The sequence below is a fragment of the Pelosinus sp. sgz500959 genome, assembly GCF_042610375.1.
Classification (GTDB): domain Bacteria; phylum Bacillota; class Negativicutes; order DSM-13327; family DSM-13327; genus CTSoil-075.
The window spans coordinates 16758-31109 of sequence record NZ_JBGJZL010000015.1; the positions used below are offsets into that span (position 1 = coordinate 16758).

At 38.8% G+C, this 14352-nt stretch carries 13 protein-coding genes and 1 riboswitch; of the genes, 9 read left to right on the plus strand and 4 right to left on the minus strand.

Translation table 11 applies throughout. The features are described 5' to 3' along the window. The first annotated feature begins 97 nt into the window (after positions 1-97). Genes fdnG through ACAN52_RS18670 form a run of 4 tightly spaced genes read left to right on the plus strand, consistent with a single transcriptional unit; the run spans position 98 to position 5275 of the window. Positions 98-3085: a formate dehydrogenase-N subunit alpha gene (fdnG, locus tag ACAN52_RS18655; RefSeq protein WP_378956474.1), complete on the plus strand. Its 2988-nt coding sequence runs from the start codon at positions 98-100 to the stop codon at positions 3083-3085. 1 nt (position 3086) lies between these two features. Then, positions 3087-3899 carry a 4Fe-4S dicluster domain-containing protein gene (locus ACAN52_RS18660; RefSeq protein ID WP_378956475.1) on the plus strand — a complete coding sequence of 271 codons (813 nt, stop codon included), beginning with the start codon at positions 3087-3089 and terminating at the stop codon, positions 3897-3899. After that, entirely contained in the window at positions 3892-4557 is a 666-nt protein-coding gene (locus ACAN52_RS18665; protein WP_378956476.1) for a formate dehydrogenase subunit gamma, read from the plus strand. The genes ACAN52_RS18660 and ACAN52_RS18665 overlap by 8 nt, the downstream gene beginning before the upstream one ends. Further along, positions 4547-5275 carry a formate dehydrogenase accessory protein FdhE gene (locus tag ACAN52_RS18670; RefSeq protein WP_378956477.1) on the plus strand — a complete coding sequence of 243 codons (729 nt, stop codon included), beginning with the start codon at positions 4547-4549 and terminating at the stop codon, positions 5273-5275. The genes ACAN52_RS18665 and ACAN52_RS18670 overlap by 11 nt, the downstream gene beginning before the upstream one ends. A gap of 225 nt (positions 5276-5500) precedes the next feature. Here the strand turns inward: ACAN52_RS18670 and ACAN52_RS18675 are convergent, their stop codons facing one another. Together ACAN52_RS18675 and ACAN52_RS18680 are read right to left on the minus strand one after the other, a co-directional pair. Further along, positions 5501-6037: a LysM peptidoglycan-binding domain-containing protein gene (locus ACAN52_RS18675; RefSeq protein ID WP_378956478.1), complete on the minus strand. Its 537-nt coding sequence runs from the start codon at positions 6035-6037 to the stop codon at positions 5501-5503. Positions 6038-6144: 107 nt separating this feature from the next. Beyond that, positions 6145-6230: riboswitch (cyclic di-GMP riboswitch) on the minus strand. Positions 6231-6327: 97 nt separating this feature from the next. Continuing rightward, on the minus strand, positions 6328-7023 hold the full coding sequence (locus ACAN52_RS18680; RefSeq protein ID WP_378956479.1) for a Crp/Fnr family transcriptional regulator: 696 nt from the start codon (positions 7021-7023) through the stop codon (positions 6328-6330). A 104-nt stretch (positions 7024-7127) separates the two neighbouring features. On the opposite strand from ACAN52_RS18680, the gene ACAN52_RS18685 reads away from it, so the two are divergent. From ACAN52_RS18685 to ACAN52_RS18695, 3 genes are all read left to right on the plus strand, one after another. Continuing rightward, positions 7128-7847, plus strand: a complete 720-nt coding sequence (locus tag ACAN52_RS18685; protein WP_378956480.1) for a 4Fe-4S binding protein — start codon at positions 7128-7130, stop codon at positions 7845-7847. A gap of 319 nt (positions 7848-8166) precedes the next feature. Beyond that, on the plus strand, positions 8167-8640 hold the full coding sequence (locus ACAN52_RS18690; RefSeq protein WP_378956481.1) for a cytochrome c3 family protein: 474 nt from the start codon (positions 8167-8169) through the stop codon (positions 8638-8640). Next, positions 8633-9913 carry an ammonia-forming cytochrome c nitrite reductase subunit c552 gene (locus ACAN52_RS18695; protein WP_378956482.1) on the plus strand — a complete coding sequence of 427 codons (1281 nt, stop codon included), beginning with the start codon at positions 8633-8635 and terminating at the stop codon, positions 9911-9913. The genes ACAN52_RS18690 and ACAN52_RS18695 overlap by 8 nt, the downstream gene beginning before the upstream one ends. A gap of 188 nt (positions 9914-10101) precedes the next feature. Here the strand turns inward: ACAN52_RS18695 and splB are convergent, their stop codons facing one another. Next, entirely contained in the window at positions 10102-11130 is a 1029-nt protein-coding gene (splB, locus tag ACAN52_RS18700; protein WP_378956483.1) for a spore photoproduct lyase, read from the minus strand. Positions 11131-11370: 240 nt separating this feature from the next. On the opposite strand from splB, the gene ACAN52_RS18705 reads away from it, so the two are divergent. Further along, positions 11371-12414 (plus strand): oxidoreductase, encoded by a 1044-nt coding sequence (locus ACAN52_RS18705; RefSeq protein ID WP_378956484.1) that lies wholly within the window; start codon positions 11371-11373, stop codon positions 12412-12414. 124 nt (positions 12415-12538) lie between these two features. Beyond that, positions 12539-13225, plus strand: a complete 687-nt coding sequence (locus ACAN52_RS18710; RefSeq protein ID WP_378956485.1) for a 2'-5' RNA ligase family protein — start codon at positions 12539-12541, stop codon at positions 13223-13225. Positions 13226-13370: 145 nt separating this feature from the next. Here the strand turns inward: ACAN52_RS18710 and ACAN52_RS18715 are convergent, their stop codons facing one another. Then, positions 13371-14183, minus strand: coding sequence for a helix-turn-helix domain-containing protein (locus ACAN52_RS18715; RefSeq protein WP_378956486.1), 813 nt, complete (start codon positions 14181-14183; stop codon positions 13371-13373). Between the last annotated feature and the right edge of the window lie 169 nt (positions 14184-14352).

Genomic DNA, 14352 nt, shown 5'->3' on the forward strand with positions numbered 1-14352 from the left:
AGATTGAATTTTCAAATAACCATAAAGGAATTTATAGTTATTTGTCGAAATAGGATAAAGAGTATCGTGAGTCAGTATGATGGGAGGTAATTGAAAAATGACATTATCTAGACGTCAGTTTATCAAATTATCGGTTTCAACAATTACTGTGCTTTCAACAGGTCTGCCATTCGAGGCAGAAAAAGCCCGTGCAGTCGGCTATGAACTTAAACTTCGCAATGCCACAGAATATCCGAGTATTTGTCATTTCTGCTCAGGAGGTTGCGGAATTATTCTTCATGTCCGTGACGAAAAACTGATTAATTTGGAAGGCGATCCTGATCATCCGACGAATAAAGGCAGTTTATGTCCTAAAGGGGCTTCTCTGGGACAAGTGCGTGATAATCCAAATCGTATCCTCAAACCTCTTTATCGTCCTCCAGGAGGGAAGGAATGGCAACCAATTTCTTGGGAAGCAGCTATTGAAAAAATCGCGAGTAAGATTAAAACAGTTCGCGATACGACTTGGGTAAATGAGGCTAATCGGACAGATTCATTAGGCCTTTTGGGGTCAGCTGAACTGGATAATGAAGAATGTTATATCATGACGAAGTTTATTCGCTTGATGGGTAGTAACTATAATGAACACCAGGCCCGTGTTTGACACGCCCCCACGGTGACAAGTTTGTCACCTTCATTTGGCCGAGGAGCCATGACTAATTCCTGGACAGACTTAGAAAATGCAAACTGGTTTCTCATTGCGGGTTCTAATGCGGCGGAAAACCATCCAATTGCCATGAAATATGTACTTAGGGCTCAAGCTAAAGGCGCAAAAATTATTGTTGTGGATCCACGTTTTACGAGAACGGCAGCAAAAGCCGATCTATTTGCCCAAATTAGGCCAGGTGCAGATACGGCTTATCTAGGTGCCATCATTAACTATATTTTGCAAAATAATCTATATAATAAAGAGTATATGCTCAACTTCACCAATGCTGCTTGTAAAATTAACCCTGCTTTTAATTTTAGTGAAGGGCTATTTTCAGGCTTTGATAGTGGGAAAAACAGCTATGATACCAGTACATGGGGATACGTTCTTGATGAAAAGAACCAACCGGTTAAGTCCTTATCTCATGAGGATCCAGGTACAGTATTTAGCTTGATGAAAGAACATTTTAAACGTTATACCTTGGAAACAGGAGCGGCCATTAGTGGCATTCCAGCAGAAAAAATAAAACAAATTGCTGAGATGATATCTAAAAATGGACCTGGCACGATCATGTATGCATTAGGTATGACACAGCATACGACGGCCACACAAGGGATTCGTTGTTATGCTATTATTCAATTATTGCTGGGTAATATTGGCTTGGCGGGTGGCGGAGTTAATGCTCTAAGAGGTGAGCCCAATGTGCAAGGTTCTACTGATTTTTCTAATTTAGCGACTACCTTGCCAGGGTATATACCGACTCCTTTTGATAGTGATAAAGATACGGCAACCTATGGTAGAAAATATAGTAGTGCAGCACGAAAAAATCTGATCTCAATTTTAAAAGCTTGGTTTGGTGAGCGGGCGACAGTTGCTAATGATTATTGCTACAACTATTTACCGCGCATGCAGAGTGGTAAAGCCATAACTTATATTCCGATGTTAGAGGACATGGCGCGTGGACAATTCAAGATGTTACTGAATGTAGGAATTAACCCAATGGTCAGTATTCCCAATAACCAAGTTGTTGAAGCTGGTTTAGCTCAGCTAGAGCTCTTTGTCAATGTTGATTTATTTGAAACGGAAACAGCAACATTTTGGAAAGCACCTAATGTAAAACCAGAAGATATTAAAACAGAGGTTATTTTCCTACCCGCCGCTTTTCTGTATGAAAAAGCTGGTAGCTTGACAAATAGCGGTCGTTGGGTGCAATGGAAGCCAGCGGCGCTGAAACCAGAGGGGGATTGTCTTTCGGACCTTGATATTTTTGATTTGATGTTTCAAAAAGTTAAGGAACTTTATAAAGGTAGCAGTGATCCTAAGGATGAGCCTATCTTAAATGCAGTATGGGATTATGGTCATGAACCCGATCCTGAAAAAGTGTTGCAGGAGATTAGTGGATATAATGTGAAGACTGGTAAATTGCTGGCGAATTTAGGAGAATATCTGGCAGCGCCAGTAGGTGATGTTTCCTGTGGATGTTGGATTTACTCTGGTGTATGTGGCAATGGCAACTTGGCAAAACGACGAGATGGTAAAGATCCAAGCGGTTTAGGGATCTTTCCGAGCTGGTCATATGCTTGGCCAGCTAATATGCGTATACTCTATAATCGTGCATCATGCGACATGAAAGGCCAACCTCTGGACGAAAAACGCAAACTCATTTGGTGGGATAATGTCAAAAATCAGTGGGTAGGTAATGACATACCCGATGTTGTGGATCGCACCAAGGGACCTGAGACACCAGAAGGAAAAGCGGCTTTTCGTATGAATGCCGAGCGCATGGGACGCTTATTTACGGCTCCTTATGTTAATAAACCATCAGGTAGTGATATGCCAGCCGCTATTTCAGGGACTAATGTTGATGGACCGCTGCCTGAATTTTATGAACCTCTTGAAGGTCCTACTGCTAATATCTTGCATCCTAATGTATCAACAAATCCGTTGGCAAAAGCACGGAAAGCTTTAAAAGATAAACAAAACATCGGAAATATTGAAGAATTTCCTTACGTGCTGACAACTTATTCTTCTGGTACAGAGCATTTCTGTAGTGGATCATTAACCAGGAATTTACCATGGTTAGCAGAATTTATGCCAGAGGCTTTTCTGGAAATTGGTACTGCACTGGCCCAAAAGTTAGATATCAAATACGGTGAAGTAGTCGAAGTTCTTTCGGCGCGAGGCTCTCTTAAAGTGAAGGCCATGGTAACGGAGCGTATTCAGCCCCTTACAATTAACGGCAAAGTAAGTCACACTGTAGGCATGCCTTTTGGTTGGGGTTATGCTGGACTTGCGACTGGTCCGAGTGTTAATGCACTAACTCATGCGGCTTTTGATCCTGCGGCAGGAACACCTGAATTTAAAGCTTTGTTGGTTAATGTAAGGAAGGTGAAATAAGATGGCTGAGAGAATGAGCGTTTTATTTGATGCATCCAAATGTACTGCTTGCCAAGCCTGTTCGATTGCCTGTAAGCAGTGGAATAGTCTGCCAGCGGAGAAGACAACCTTGACCAGTAGTTATCAAACTCATGACAACCTGACCCCGAAAACCTGGACTTTCATTACTTTTAAGGAAGTTTGGGATCAAAGCAAAATGGAGTGGCTGTTTTTTAAGCAACAATGTATGCATTGTGGTGAAGCCGCTTGCCAAAAATCTTGTAATTATGATGCGATTTCCCATACAGACAAGGGGTTTGTTGTCATTGATCATGATAAATGCATCGGTTGTGGTTATTGTGTGACGAATTGTACCTTTCATGTGCCCCGTGTTGATCCTAAAACCCACAAAGCCTATAAGTGCACAGGTTGCCCTGAGCGGGTATCAAATGGTCTTAAGCCTGCTTGTGTGCAAACTTGCCAGCCAGAAGCACTTGTATACGGGACGCGGGATGAAATTATGACCATGGCAAAAAAACGCTTCGAACAAATAAGGTCCGTGCATCCTGAGGCAGTCTTATATGATGCTCCTAAACTTGATGGAATTAACTTTACCTATATTTTACTCAGAAAACCTGAGGTTTATCACTTGCCAAATGATCCAGCTGTACCCATGTCCGTGGATGTGTGGAAAGACTTGGTACGTCCTTTTGGAGGCGTAGCAATTGCTGGAGCCTTGCTCGCAACGACAGTCGGGTTTATAAAAACTAGAGGGCAAAAGGCTGATCATCATTCTGCTTCACCGAAGGACAGGGGGGTGAGCAAAGATGAATAATGATCGTATTAAACGATTTTCATTGATTGAAAGAATCAGTCACTGGGTGCACACCTTTAGTTTCTTTACTCTCGTAGTAACTGGATTGGTTGTGCTCTCCCCTCATTTTCACTTTTTAGCCAGTTTATTTGGTGGTGTACAAGAGACACGAATTGTTCATCGGATTGCTGGTGTTGTATTTTCTTTCGGTACTTTACTCTTGTTTATCATTGGGGATAGCCCAGCTTTTACTCGTTGGATCAAGGATATTACAACCTGGGGTAAAGAAGATATTGCATTTTTGAAAGAATTTCCTAAAGAGTTTTTGGGCGGTCATGCCAATTTGCCAGAGCAAGGTCGGTTTAATTCTGGTGAAAAAGTCAATTCCTTACTGATCTTGATTGATGGTGGGATATTAACGATCACTGGTTTCATGATGTGGTATGCTGATTCCATTCCCCTTGGGATTATCCGCTGGGCGTATCCTGTGCACGATATTGCCGCATTTTTGATGATGGCTGTTATTGTTGCTCATATGTACCTTGGCTTGCTGCATCCAGGATCAAAAGAAGCGATTAACGGGATGTTGAGTGGTACAGTATCACGTTCTTTTGCGAAGTTACATCATGGGAAATGGTATCGAGAAATGACGCAAAAGGAGAAAAAAAGTGATCAATAAAAAAGAATTTACTGAGATTTTGGAGTTTCTTGAAGAGCATATTGCCCAGATTGATATGGTTCCTGCCGATGATGTACTGCAGAATTTATGGCAAACACGATTGGCAAACGATGAGTCAGCGTTAAGAGAAAATGAATTTCCTCTTAACGCAGCAGTTTGTTTGGTCATTGAAGTGATCAGCGATCGTGAAAAAAAAATATTGCCCACTATTCAGGCAGAACAATTAGTATTGCGATATTTAGATCAGCAGTCGATTCATCCAGACTGGCAACAGATTGGTATTCTGCCCGAAAATGGTGATATTTATGTACATTTATCCTGTAGAATAGCCTTAGAGAAAATGGCTAAGTTGGTGACGGATGTTGTCTCTTTAGCAAGTTGGGATAATAAAGAGTGCCCAGTATGTGGAGATAGCCCCGCCTTTGCTTGTCTGGAAAAAGGGCAAGGAAAACGTTTGTTAGTGTGCGGGGCCTGTCTGACACAATGGAGATATAAACGTATTGGCTGCGCTTTTTGTAATGAGGAAAATCCTGAGAAACTAAAAATTGTAACTGCTGAGGAATTCCCTGGATGGTCGGCTACAGTCTGTCTGACATGCAAAGGCTATCTTAAAACAGCAGACTTACGTACACTAACCTCCACTCCTAATTGGTATAAGGCTGTAATGGAAACCCTGCCTCTTGATTATGCATTGACACTTCATGAAAAAAGTACATAGTTTTTTGAAATGATAGCAATCAGCAATCTGTTGCTATCATTTCATTTTCCCTTAAAAACTCTTTTAGGGCCAGCTGCTTTAAAAGAATGAATCGTTTTGCTGGTGGCTACACCTAAGCAGTTCTTGGCGTATTATTGAATAATAACGGCAGAAACTCCTGCAAAAATTCTAATGAGATTTTTTGCAGGAGTTTTAGATCATTTTTAAATCTTAAATTGGAGATTTTTAGAATTCATTTTTAAAATTATTTGTGGAGATTCTGAATTCTCCTTTACTACTAGCATTAGTAGGCACTTTTAAGGTTTGCCCTGCATAAATGGATGCACTATGATTGAGGTCGTTTATTGTCTTGATTGTATAGACCAATTCTCGTATATCTTCTTTATCTGAAGCGTACCGTGATGCAATACTCCATACCGTATCGCCACTGGATACTTGTATATTCACGTAATTTACAGTGGGTTTTTCGGCATTGCTAAAGGAAATGTTTAGTATATTGATCAACAAAATTGCGAAAATGCTTGTAATAATGAATTTCATAATCGTATCATTCAGCATACTATATGGATGGGAAGCATTCTTTTTCTGATCAAAAGGAATGACGATACCCATTTTTTTAGGTTGAACTTCTATGCATTTTGTAGATTCTTCGTCAAAAATTTCAAAATGATGCTTATAGTTAGTGAATGCTTTTATTAAGATGTCTTTGTCAAAAATCTCGCCTAGTTTCTTATATGACCAAGATCTTATATCGATATTCATAAAAATACCACCTTTATCATCATTGATCGATTGTATATGGATTTTCATCACAATAGAAATAAAAAAAACAGGCATTTTGCCTGTTGCGCATCCTAGGAAATCCTATAAATGGCAACCTGGCAATCATAGATATTACATCCTTAGACCCATAGTTTTGCGTCCTCATCTTTTGATAAGTTTGCCGAAATAATTCAATTATTGCTATAATGTTACAACTAATGTCACAAATAGTCAAGACTTTTAACCCAGAAATATAGGACAAAAGTCTTAGATATGTCGAAAAAAATATTTTATGAGTCGGCAATCTTCTTTAAGGTTTCAAGGTCATGAATTTTTATTGATGTACGATAAAATTCAATAAGACCTTCATCTCTCATACGCCCCATTTCTCTTGATAAAGCTGTTCTAGAGACGTTTAGAAAATCGGCTAAATCATTACGACTTAAGGAGAGATTAAAAACCTGTTTCTCTGCTAATCGACACTGTTCTAGAAGATAGGTACTTATCTTTCCTCGCATACTGCTGATTGTAAGGTATTCGACTTTTCGATTTAGTAAAAGAGCTTTTTCCGATAGTATTGATAACATATTTTTTATAAGTTGCGTGTGGCCTGTGCAAGTATTGGCACAACTGCCTGCAATTTTATCAGGAGCCAAAAATATGACAGAACAAGGGGTTTGAGCAAATACGCTTGCAGGCCAAATTTTCTTGCTTGAAAATGCAATCATTTCGCCAAAAATATGACCAGCTCTTAGCGTCGTCATCACATTCCGGCTACCAGCTACATTTTCTTTTATAACAACGGCTTCCCCCGTAAGTAAAACACCTAATCCTGTAAAAGGCTCACCGCCAATCGTAATATAACTATTTTTCTTATACGTATAGACTTTAGGTTGTAGGCAATGAATCATACTTTCTAATTCATTTGCTGAAATACTGTCAAATAAGGGGGATCCCATCAGGATCTTGCCAAGATTATTACACAAATTTATCTCCACCTTGTTTTTGGTAGCCAAGGATACCGTTTTTTTTATTATATTGTATTACAATGAGATAGAAATACAAGATATATTGCACTGGAGGAAATGTTATGTTACGAGAAATTGTGAAAATAGATGAAGAAAAATGTGTTGGCTGTGGGCTTTGTACCTCGGCTTGTCAAGAGGGAGCCTTACAACTCATTGATGGAAAAGCAAAGTTGCTATCGGATGCATACTGTGACGGTCTTGGAAAGTGCTTGCCTAATTGTCCTGTAGGGGCTATTACAATTGAGAAGCGTGCTGCAGTTGCTTTTGATAGAGAAATTGCACCAAAACATCTTATGGGAAAAACTAAAGTATCAGAGTCAGTCAACTCAGGAGGCGGTTGTCCAGGCACTCGTGCTGCAGTGATTGAAAGAAAAAAAGTAAGTAGCCAAGTTCAGGAAAGTAAGCAAACTTCTGAATCTCAATTAGGACAATGGCCATGTCAAATACAGCTGGTTCCTGTAGACGCTCCTTATTTTGATAATGCTCATTTGTTGGTTGCGGCTGATTGCACGGCTTTTGCCTACGCTAATATCCACAATGATTTTATGCGCAATAAAATTACGATTATTGGCTGTCCTAAATTAGATAGCGTCAACTATGCTGAAAAGTTAACAGCAATACTAAAAGCTCATCAGCTTAAAAGTATTACTGTACTACGGATGGAAAAACCTTGTTGCGGCGGCATTGTGAATGCGGTCAAAGAAGCTTTAGTAAACAGCGGCAATATGATTCCCTGGAATTTTGTAATCATTGGTACCGATGGCAGTATTATAGAAAATTAAATTATAATGCACAATAATAGTAAAAACACGCCTGCCGATCATATGGAATTCGTTTCGTAGCAATGTCGAAAAGGCTGTTAAGATATTGATGGCATAAATTGCCACTATAGAAAGTAAGAGCTACTAAGGAGGATATCTAGGATATTCTCCTTAGTAGTTTTTTTGTTGGTTTTACATAAGGTTTAGTACATAGCGATTCGAGCGATATACGCCATTAAATGGTTCATGGGCAGGATTTTTTGAGGATAGCTCGTATGAGTTTCGGATATGCTATGTTTTGAGTGTATTAATTTACAAAAAAATCGGGAGGTAAGTATAGTTGGATACTAGTCAATTTTTAAATCGCAATTCGTTAAAGATTGCGCTGGTAGTCTTAGTGCTGGTTCTGATAGGAATGATGGCTACGGGTGCTGGCTATGCTTATTCAGATAGTCCAGAGTTTTGTGGAAGTTGTCACTCAATGAAACAAGCTCATGGTACATGGCAGATGTCAAATCATAAACATCTTACGTGTACAGAATGTCATTTGCCGCATCAAAATCTGGCCATTAAATTGATTACAAAAGTTAAGACTGGTACAAATGACACTTATCATGAAGTACTTAGAGATTATCCAGCTGCAATGGGGTTAACGCCTAAAAATAAGACTATTGTCGAAGACAATTGTCTACGATGCCATCAATCGACAATCGAAAATACTGGTATGGCAGTTGGTGGACAAGATTGTACTAAATGCCATCGTGGTTTAATTCATGGCATCAACAAAAGCGAAGGAGGCATAGAGATTGAGTAAGATTCAAAAAACTTTAATAGCCTTATTGAGTGTGGTCATACTATTTTTTGGTTTTGTGATTGTGCGTATTGCATTCAAGCCTATATCGACTGTCAAAGCAGCCGCAATTCCAGCAGGGGAATATGACCCAGCAGTATGGGGGCAGCATTACCCATTGCAATATGAAAGTTATAAAAAAATGTATGAAATGTCACCTTCACCAACGGGTTATGGTGGTAGTATTAAAGTACAAAAATCAGATATGCAACCCGAATTGTTTACTAATTTCAAGGGTATGCCATTTAGTGAGGATTATAGCGAAGAACGGGGACATGTATACTCGTTAGAGGATTTACGTGATAGTAAAAGAGTTAGTAAAGCTAGCAAAGGAGCTTGTATTTCTTGTAAGACTCCCTATGTTGAACAATTTTATCAAGAATCTGGTTGGGGCTATGCAAGTAAACCTTTGGCTGAATTATTGGATAAGGCCAAGCATCCTATTAGTTGTGCAGCATGCCATGATCCTGAAACCATGAGTTTACGGGTTATTACTCCATCCTTTATTGAAGCGCAAGAGCGCCGTGGCATTGATATGAGTAAAGCGACTCGAGAAGAGATGCGTACTTACGTTTGCGCCCAGTGCCATGATGAATATTACTTCGAGCCAGGTACGAGTAAGGTCGTGCTTCCTTGGGATAAAGGATTAAGGCCAGAAGAAATGTATGCTTATTATGCTGAAAAGCCAAATGGTTTTGCTCAGGACTGGCAACATCCAGACTCTAAAGCGTCGATTCTAAAAGCTCAGCATCCTGATTATGAGACATATGCGACTGGTACTCATGGCAAGGCTGGAGTAACATGTGCTGACTGTCATATGCCCTTCATGCGTAAAAGTGGACAAAAATATACGTCTCATAATATAACCAGCCCAACAAAAGATCTTAATTCCTCTTGCTCTCCGTGCCATAGCCAAGGATCAACGTGGCTGCTTGAAAGAGTCAAAACTATGCAAGATCAAACTTGGCAATTACAGCATAATGCTGGACAAACAGTGGCAAGAGCCCATGAGGCTATCAAAAAGGCTGGTGAGTCACCCAATGCAGATCAGGCTGAACTTGCTAAATCCAGAGAGCTAGTACGTAAAGCTCAATGGATGTGGGATTTTGTAGCAGCTGAAAGCAGTATGGGTTTTCACAATACTGATCAATCGATGACGACTCTTAGTGAGGCCAACGAATTAGCTCATCAGGCAATTGAAGCAGCCAATCGAGCAGCAGGTATAAAGGTGTTATAAATTTTGATTCTACCAATTAGAGGGAGTATCATCATAGCAATATCAAAAATAGTAGAAAAAATAATAATGGAGACAGTGAGTATTGAATTAAAGCATAAAAGAGTCAGTTGAGGTGATTAAAATACCTCAACTGATTTTTATATTTTTTATTATGAAATTATTTTAAAAATTTCTAATTCTAACTGTAGTTAGACAAAATATTCTACTTTAGCCTGAGGAAAAAATCTGGTAAGTTCTATTTTCATATATTTCTTCATGTCATTCATTTCTTGTTCTTGATAAATATATTTACCATAGCCAAATTGTCCGTACTTATATTTCCGTTGCTCTTCCTCTAATGGCAATGTAGTCTCAGGAAATAAATCAAGAATGTTACTTTTAGCGCGTTTAGTAAACCGATGAGATATCAACTCAAAGGTCAAATCCCTTCGAGCTTCTTGAGGTAATTGTTCATCTAACGTTTCTAATAAATTATGATAATCTTGCTCCCAATTATCATAATAAAAAATAGGGGCAATGATAAATCCCAGAGGATAACCTGCACGTGCTACTTTACAAGCCGCAATCACTCTTTCTGTCATAGATGGTGTAGCATGTTCATATTTCTCAATGATAGTGGCAGCATTTATACTGAAACGAAATCTGGTATGTCCGTTGTGGACAGCAGTTAGTAAAGAATCTACCTTATCGTGCTTAGTCACAAAACGAAATTGTCCCAAAGGTTGAGCCCCAAAAAATTCAATTGTTTTATGCAATAGTCCTGTAAGATATTCTGTTGGAATAGGGTCAGAGGTAGCGGCTCCCTCGAATAAAGTTATTTCCGGTGCTCGTTGTTGTATATAACGAGAAGCCTGATTTAATAAATCGTCGATATTTACATAGACTCTCAGATAGGGCTTTTTGCCCAGAGTCGTCGCCAAATAACAATATTCGCACATACTAGGACAGCTTGTTGTCAAGGGCAATTGATAATGAGCTGACGGTTTGCAACTCGAAAAATCCTTGCTCTTTCTAATGCCAACCACTAAAGTGCTTTTAGCCTCACGAAAGGCTTCCTGAGGAGTTTTCCCTGGAATACCAGTTATTCGATTATGTGAGCCAGTAAACTGAATAGGTATATTCATTTTTTGGAAACGTTCATATAAATCTTTTCCTAGAGGATATTCCAAAGCCTGTTGTTCAAAAAAGACTCTTTTAGGTACAAACCGACCAATCAAATAACCACCTCGTTTATCGCTATTTTTAACAAATAAAAGGTTTTGATATTGGTATTCTTAGAAGTATAAATCTAGTGTTAGCAGAAATAAGGGATATATACAGAATTATAGAGGAATCGGCATAATAGTATGGAATATCATATCAATATGAAATCCTGGTAGTTGTTTAAGAACTACCCAAAAATCATAAATCATACTAAAAAATAATATTGAAATCATTATTACAGGAGGAAAAGACATATGACAATTCAGGTTGGTTTAATTGGTTTTGGTCTTTCAGGATCGGTATTTCATGCTCCACTTATTTCGGCCGTTGAGGGATTGAACTTGAAAACAATCGTTACAAGTTCCGCTGCTGCAAAAGTCAAAAAGGATTATCCGAATGTAGAGATTGTGCTTGATGTAGATACCTTATTATTACAAAAAGAAATTGACGTTGTCGTCATCACAAGTCCGAATACAACTCACTATGAGTATGCTAAAAGGGCAATAAAAGCTGGAAAACATGTGGTTGTGGAAAAACCTTTTACTGTGACGTCGGCAGAGGCGGATGAATTAATCATCCTTGCACAAAAAAAAGAGGTTATACTGACTGTTTTTCAAAATCGCCGGTGGGATAATGATTTTTTAACCGTTCGTGAACTGCTCGCTGCCAATGTATTAGGTACACTTGCTACATATGAGGCACATTATGACCGGTTTCGGCCTATTGTACAGGATCGATGGCGCGAGAAAGATCTTCCTGGATCAGGAATGTTGTATGATCTAGGATCACATTTAATTGATCAAGCATTAACCTTATTTGGACTGCCGCAAGCAGTATGGGCCGACTTGCGGGTAGAACGAGAAGGAGCCGAGGCAACTGATTATTTTCATATCTTATTAAGTTATGACCGATTCAAAGTCATTTTGCACTCAGGATCCCTTGTGAGGGATGCGGGATTGAAGTTTATGTTGCATGGAGATAAAGGGAGTTTTATTAAGTCAGGGTTAGACTGTCAAGAAGATCAGCTTAAACAAGGAATTTTGCCAGGTGATCTAGGATGGGGAGAAGATCATCAGGAAAATTATGGACGTTTGACTACAGAAATTGGTGGAATCATAATTCGCGGTACGGTAGAGACTTTGCCAGGCCAATATGAAGAGTTTTATAAAAAATTGGTACAATCGATTGAACTGGGCATAGGGGCTCCAGTTTTGGCGGAAGATGCCCGTAATACAATTCGGGTGATTGAGCATGCAATGACAAGCCATCAGGAACAACGAACAGTAAAATTTTCGTAATTTATGGTGATGATTTACCGCTTTCTCTAAGGAAATGGCTTCGGAATTTGGATTGATGATCTATGAGAAAGAAATTGATGTCTTGATTAGCCAGGATATTCTGAAAGGAAATGGTAGTTAAGAGATGGATAAACTTACGGAAGAATTAGATGGGCTTTATAATAGAATTCATTTCAAAGGGGAAGGGGCTATTCGAAATAAGCAAGAAGTGATCGATCAATTCTTGAATAATATGGGTGAAGATAAGAGATTTGGGTTGACTTTGCAAATCAATATACAAGGGGCGACTAATGATCTATATAAAGATATTATCAAGCAAATAAAAAAAATCGAACCAGATCTTTATTTTTATCCGGACTCAGATTTGCATATTACAGTCCTTGAAGTTATAAGTGGGAATAGTGAATTTGAGAAGGATGATGCTCAAAATAATAAAATGATTGAACTCATTGAAAATGCTTTATCTAGTATAATCAAGTTTGATATAGAGTTTAAAGGATTGATTGTAAGTGATGCCGCCGTTTTGGGAAAAGGTTATTATCGACAAGGATTAAATCAAATACGAAACAAGATACGTGAATTATCAAGAGAAGAAAATATTGACGTAGAGCAACGTTATCAGCGTACTTCGGCTCATTTTACCGGGATCAGATTTAAGTCACCACTCAAAAATAGAAGTCAGCTTTTAGACATAGTTCAGAAATATAATGTCGCAGAAATAGGACGATTTAGAGTCAACGAATTGGAATTGGTCATTCATGACTGGTATAACCGTAGAAAAGAAGTAATCAAAACGTTCACCTTAGGATGAGGACTTTGAAGAGAGTCAGCTGATTTCTGTACATATATAAAACCTAGATAGACAGGCTGGACCAATCGATTGAAAAATCTATTGGTCCAGCTTTTCTATCTAGGTTAAAAAAGAAGACTTTCTGATACCCGTTCAGCTTGACTCTTTAAAAAGAGCGTTGTAGTGCGCTAGGACAGAAACCTGTACGTTTCTTAAATAATTTACTGAAATAATAAGGGTCAGAGTAGCCTACACAAGCAGAAATTTCTGCTACAGAGGAAGTTGTGGCACAGAGTAATTCCTTAGCGTGTCGCATCCGGCGATCGATTAAATATTCATTTGGTCCTATGCCCATGTATTTTTGAAATAAATAAGCGAACTGCTTAGAGTTCAAGCCATGTTGCTCAGCTAATTCTGGTATGGTGAGAGGTTGCATGTAATGAATCTTTATGTATTCGATAGATTGCTCTATCAGGTCTCGGTTATTGTCGTTGCGTTGATGATTCGCACAGGTGAAAATTTCATCCAAAAGACTGAAAAACAGTGATTTTGCTCGTAATGTAGCGAGGTTGCCCGGTGTGTTACACATATGGTAGAGGCGATGCAGCATATCATTGATGCGTGTGTTCTGTCCGGGATCAAGTTGGTAATGAGATGATCCATAGGATAATCCATCCTTTTCATCACCGTCAACCCGATAATGTATGACCATGAAATCCCACTCAAACCGTCCTAAAACTTCTTTATCGAGAGTCATATTTGGACCACTGTGAAAGATCTTTCCAGGATCCATTATATAAGGAATACCATCAAAAAACATTCTAGCCCTTCCATGCAGCGGGAAAATGAAACTGGAGTATGGTGGAGTAAAGACGCCAAAGCACTTTCCGCCCGGTGGTACGACTGATCTGACCATGTTGATTAGGTTAATATTTATAGTAGAAAAATATCCTGCTAACTCATTGATATCCACCTTCATTTTAATAAACCTCCTTACTCGATAGTAGCAATTGACTGGGAAAATGAGTCTGTTTTTTTGTAATATTCTAACATAAATTATTTCAATCATTTTCTAGGTGAGCATATTTTGAAATCTAAAAGCAATGATTATCATTATCATTGCTAGAGTTATAATGAAGTATTATAAC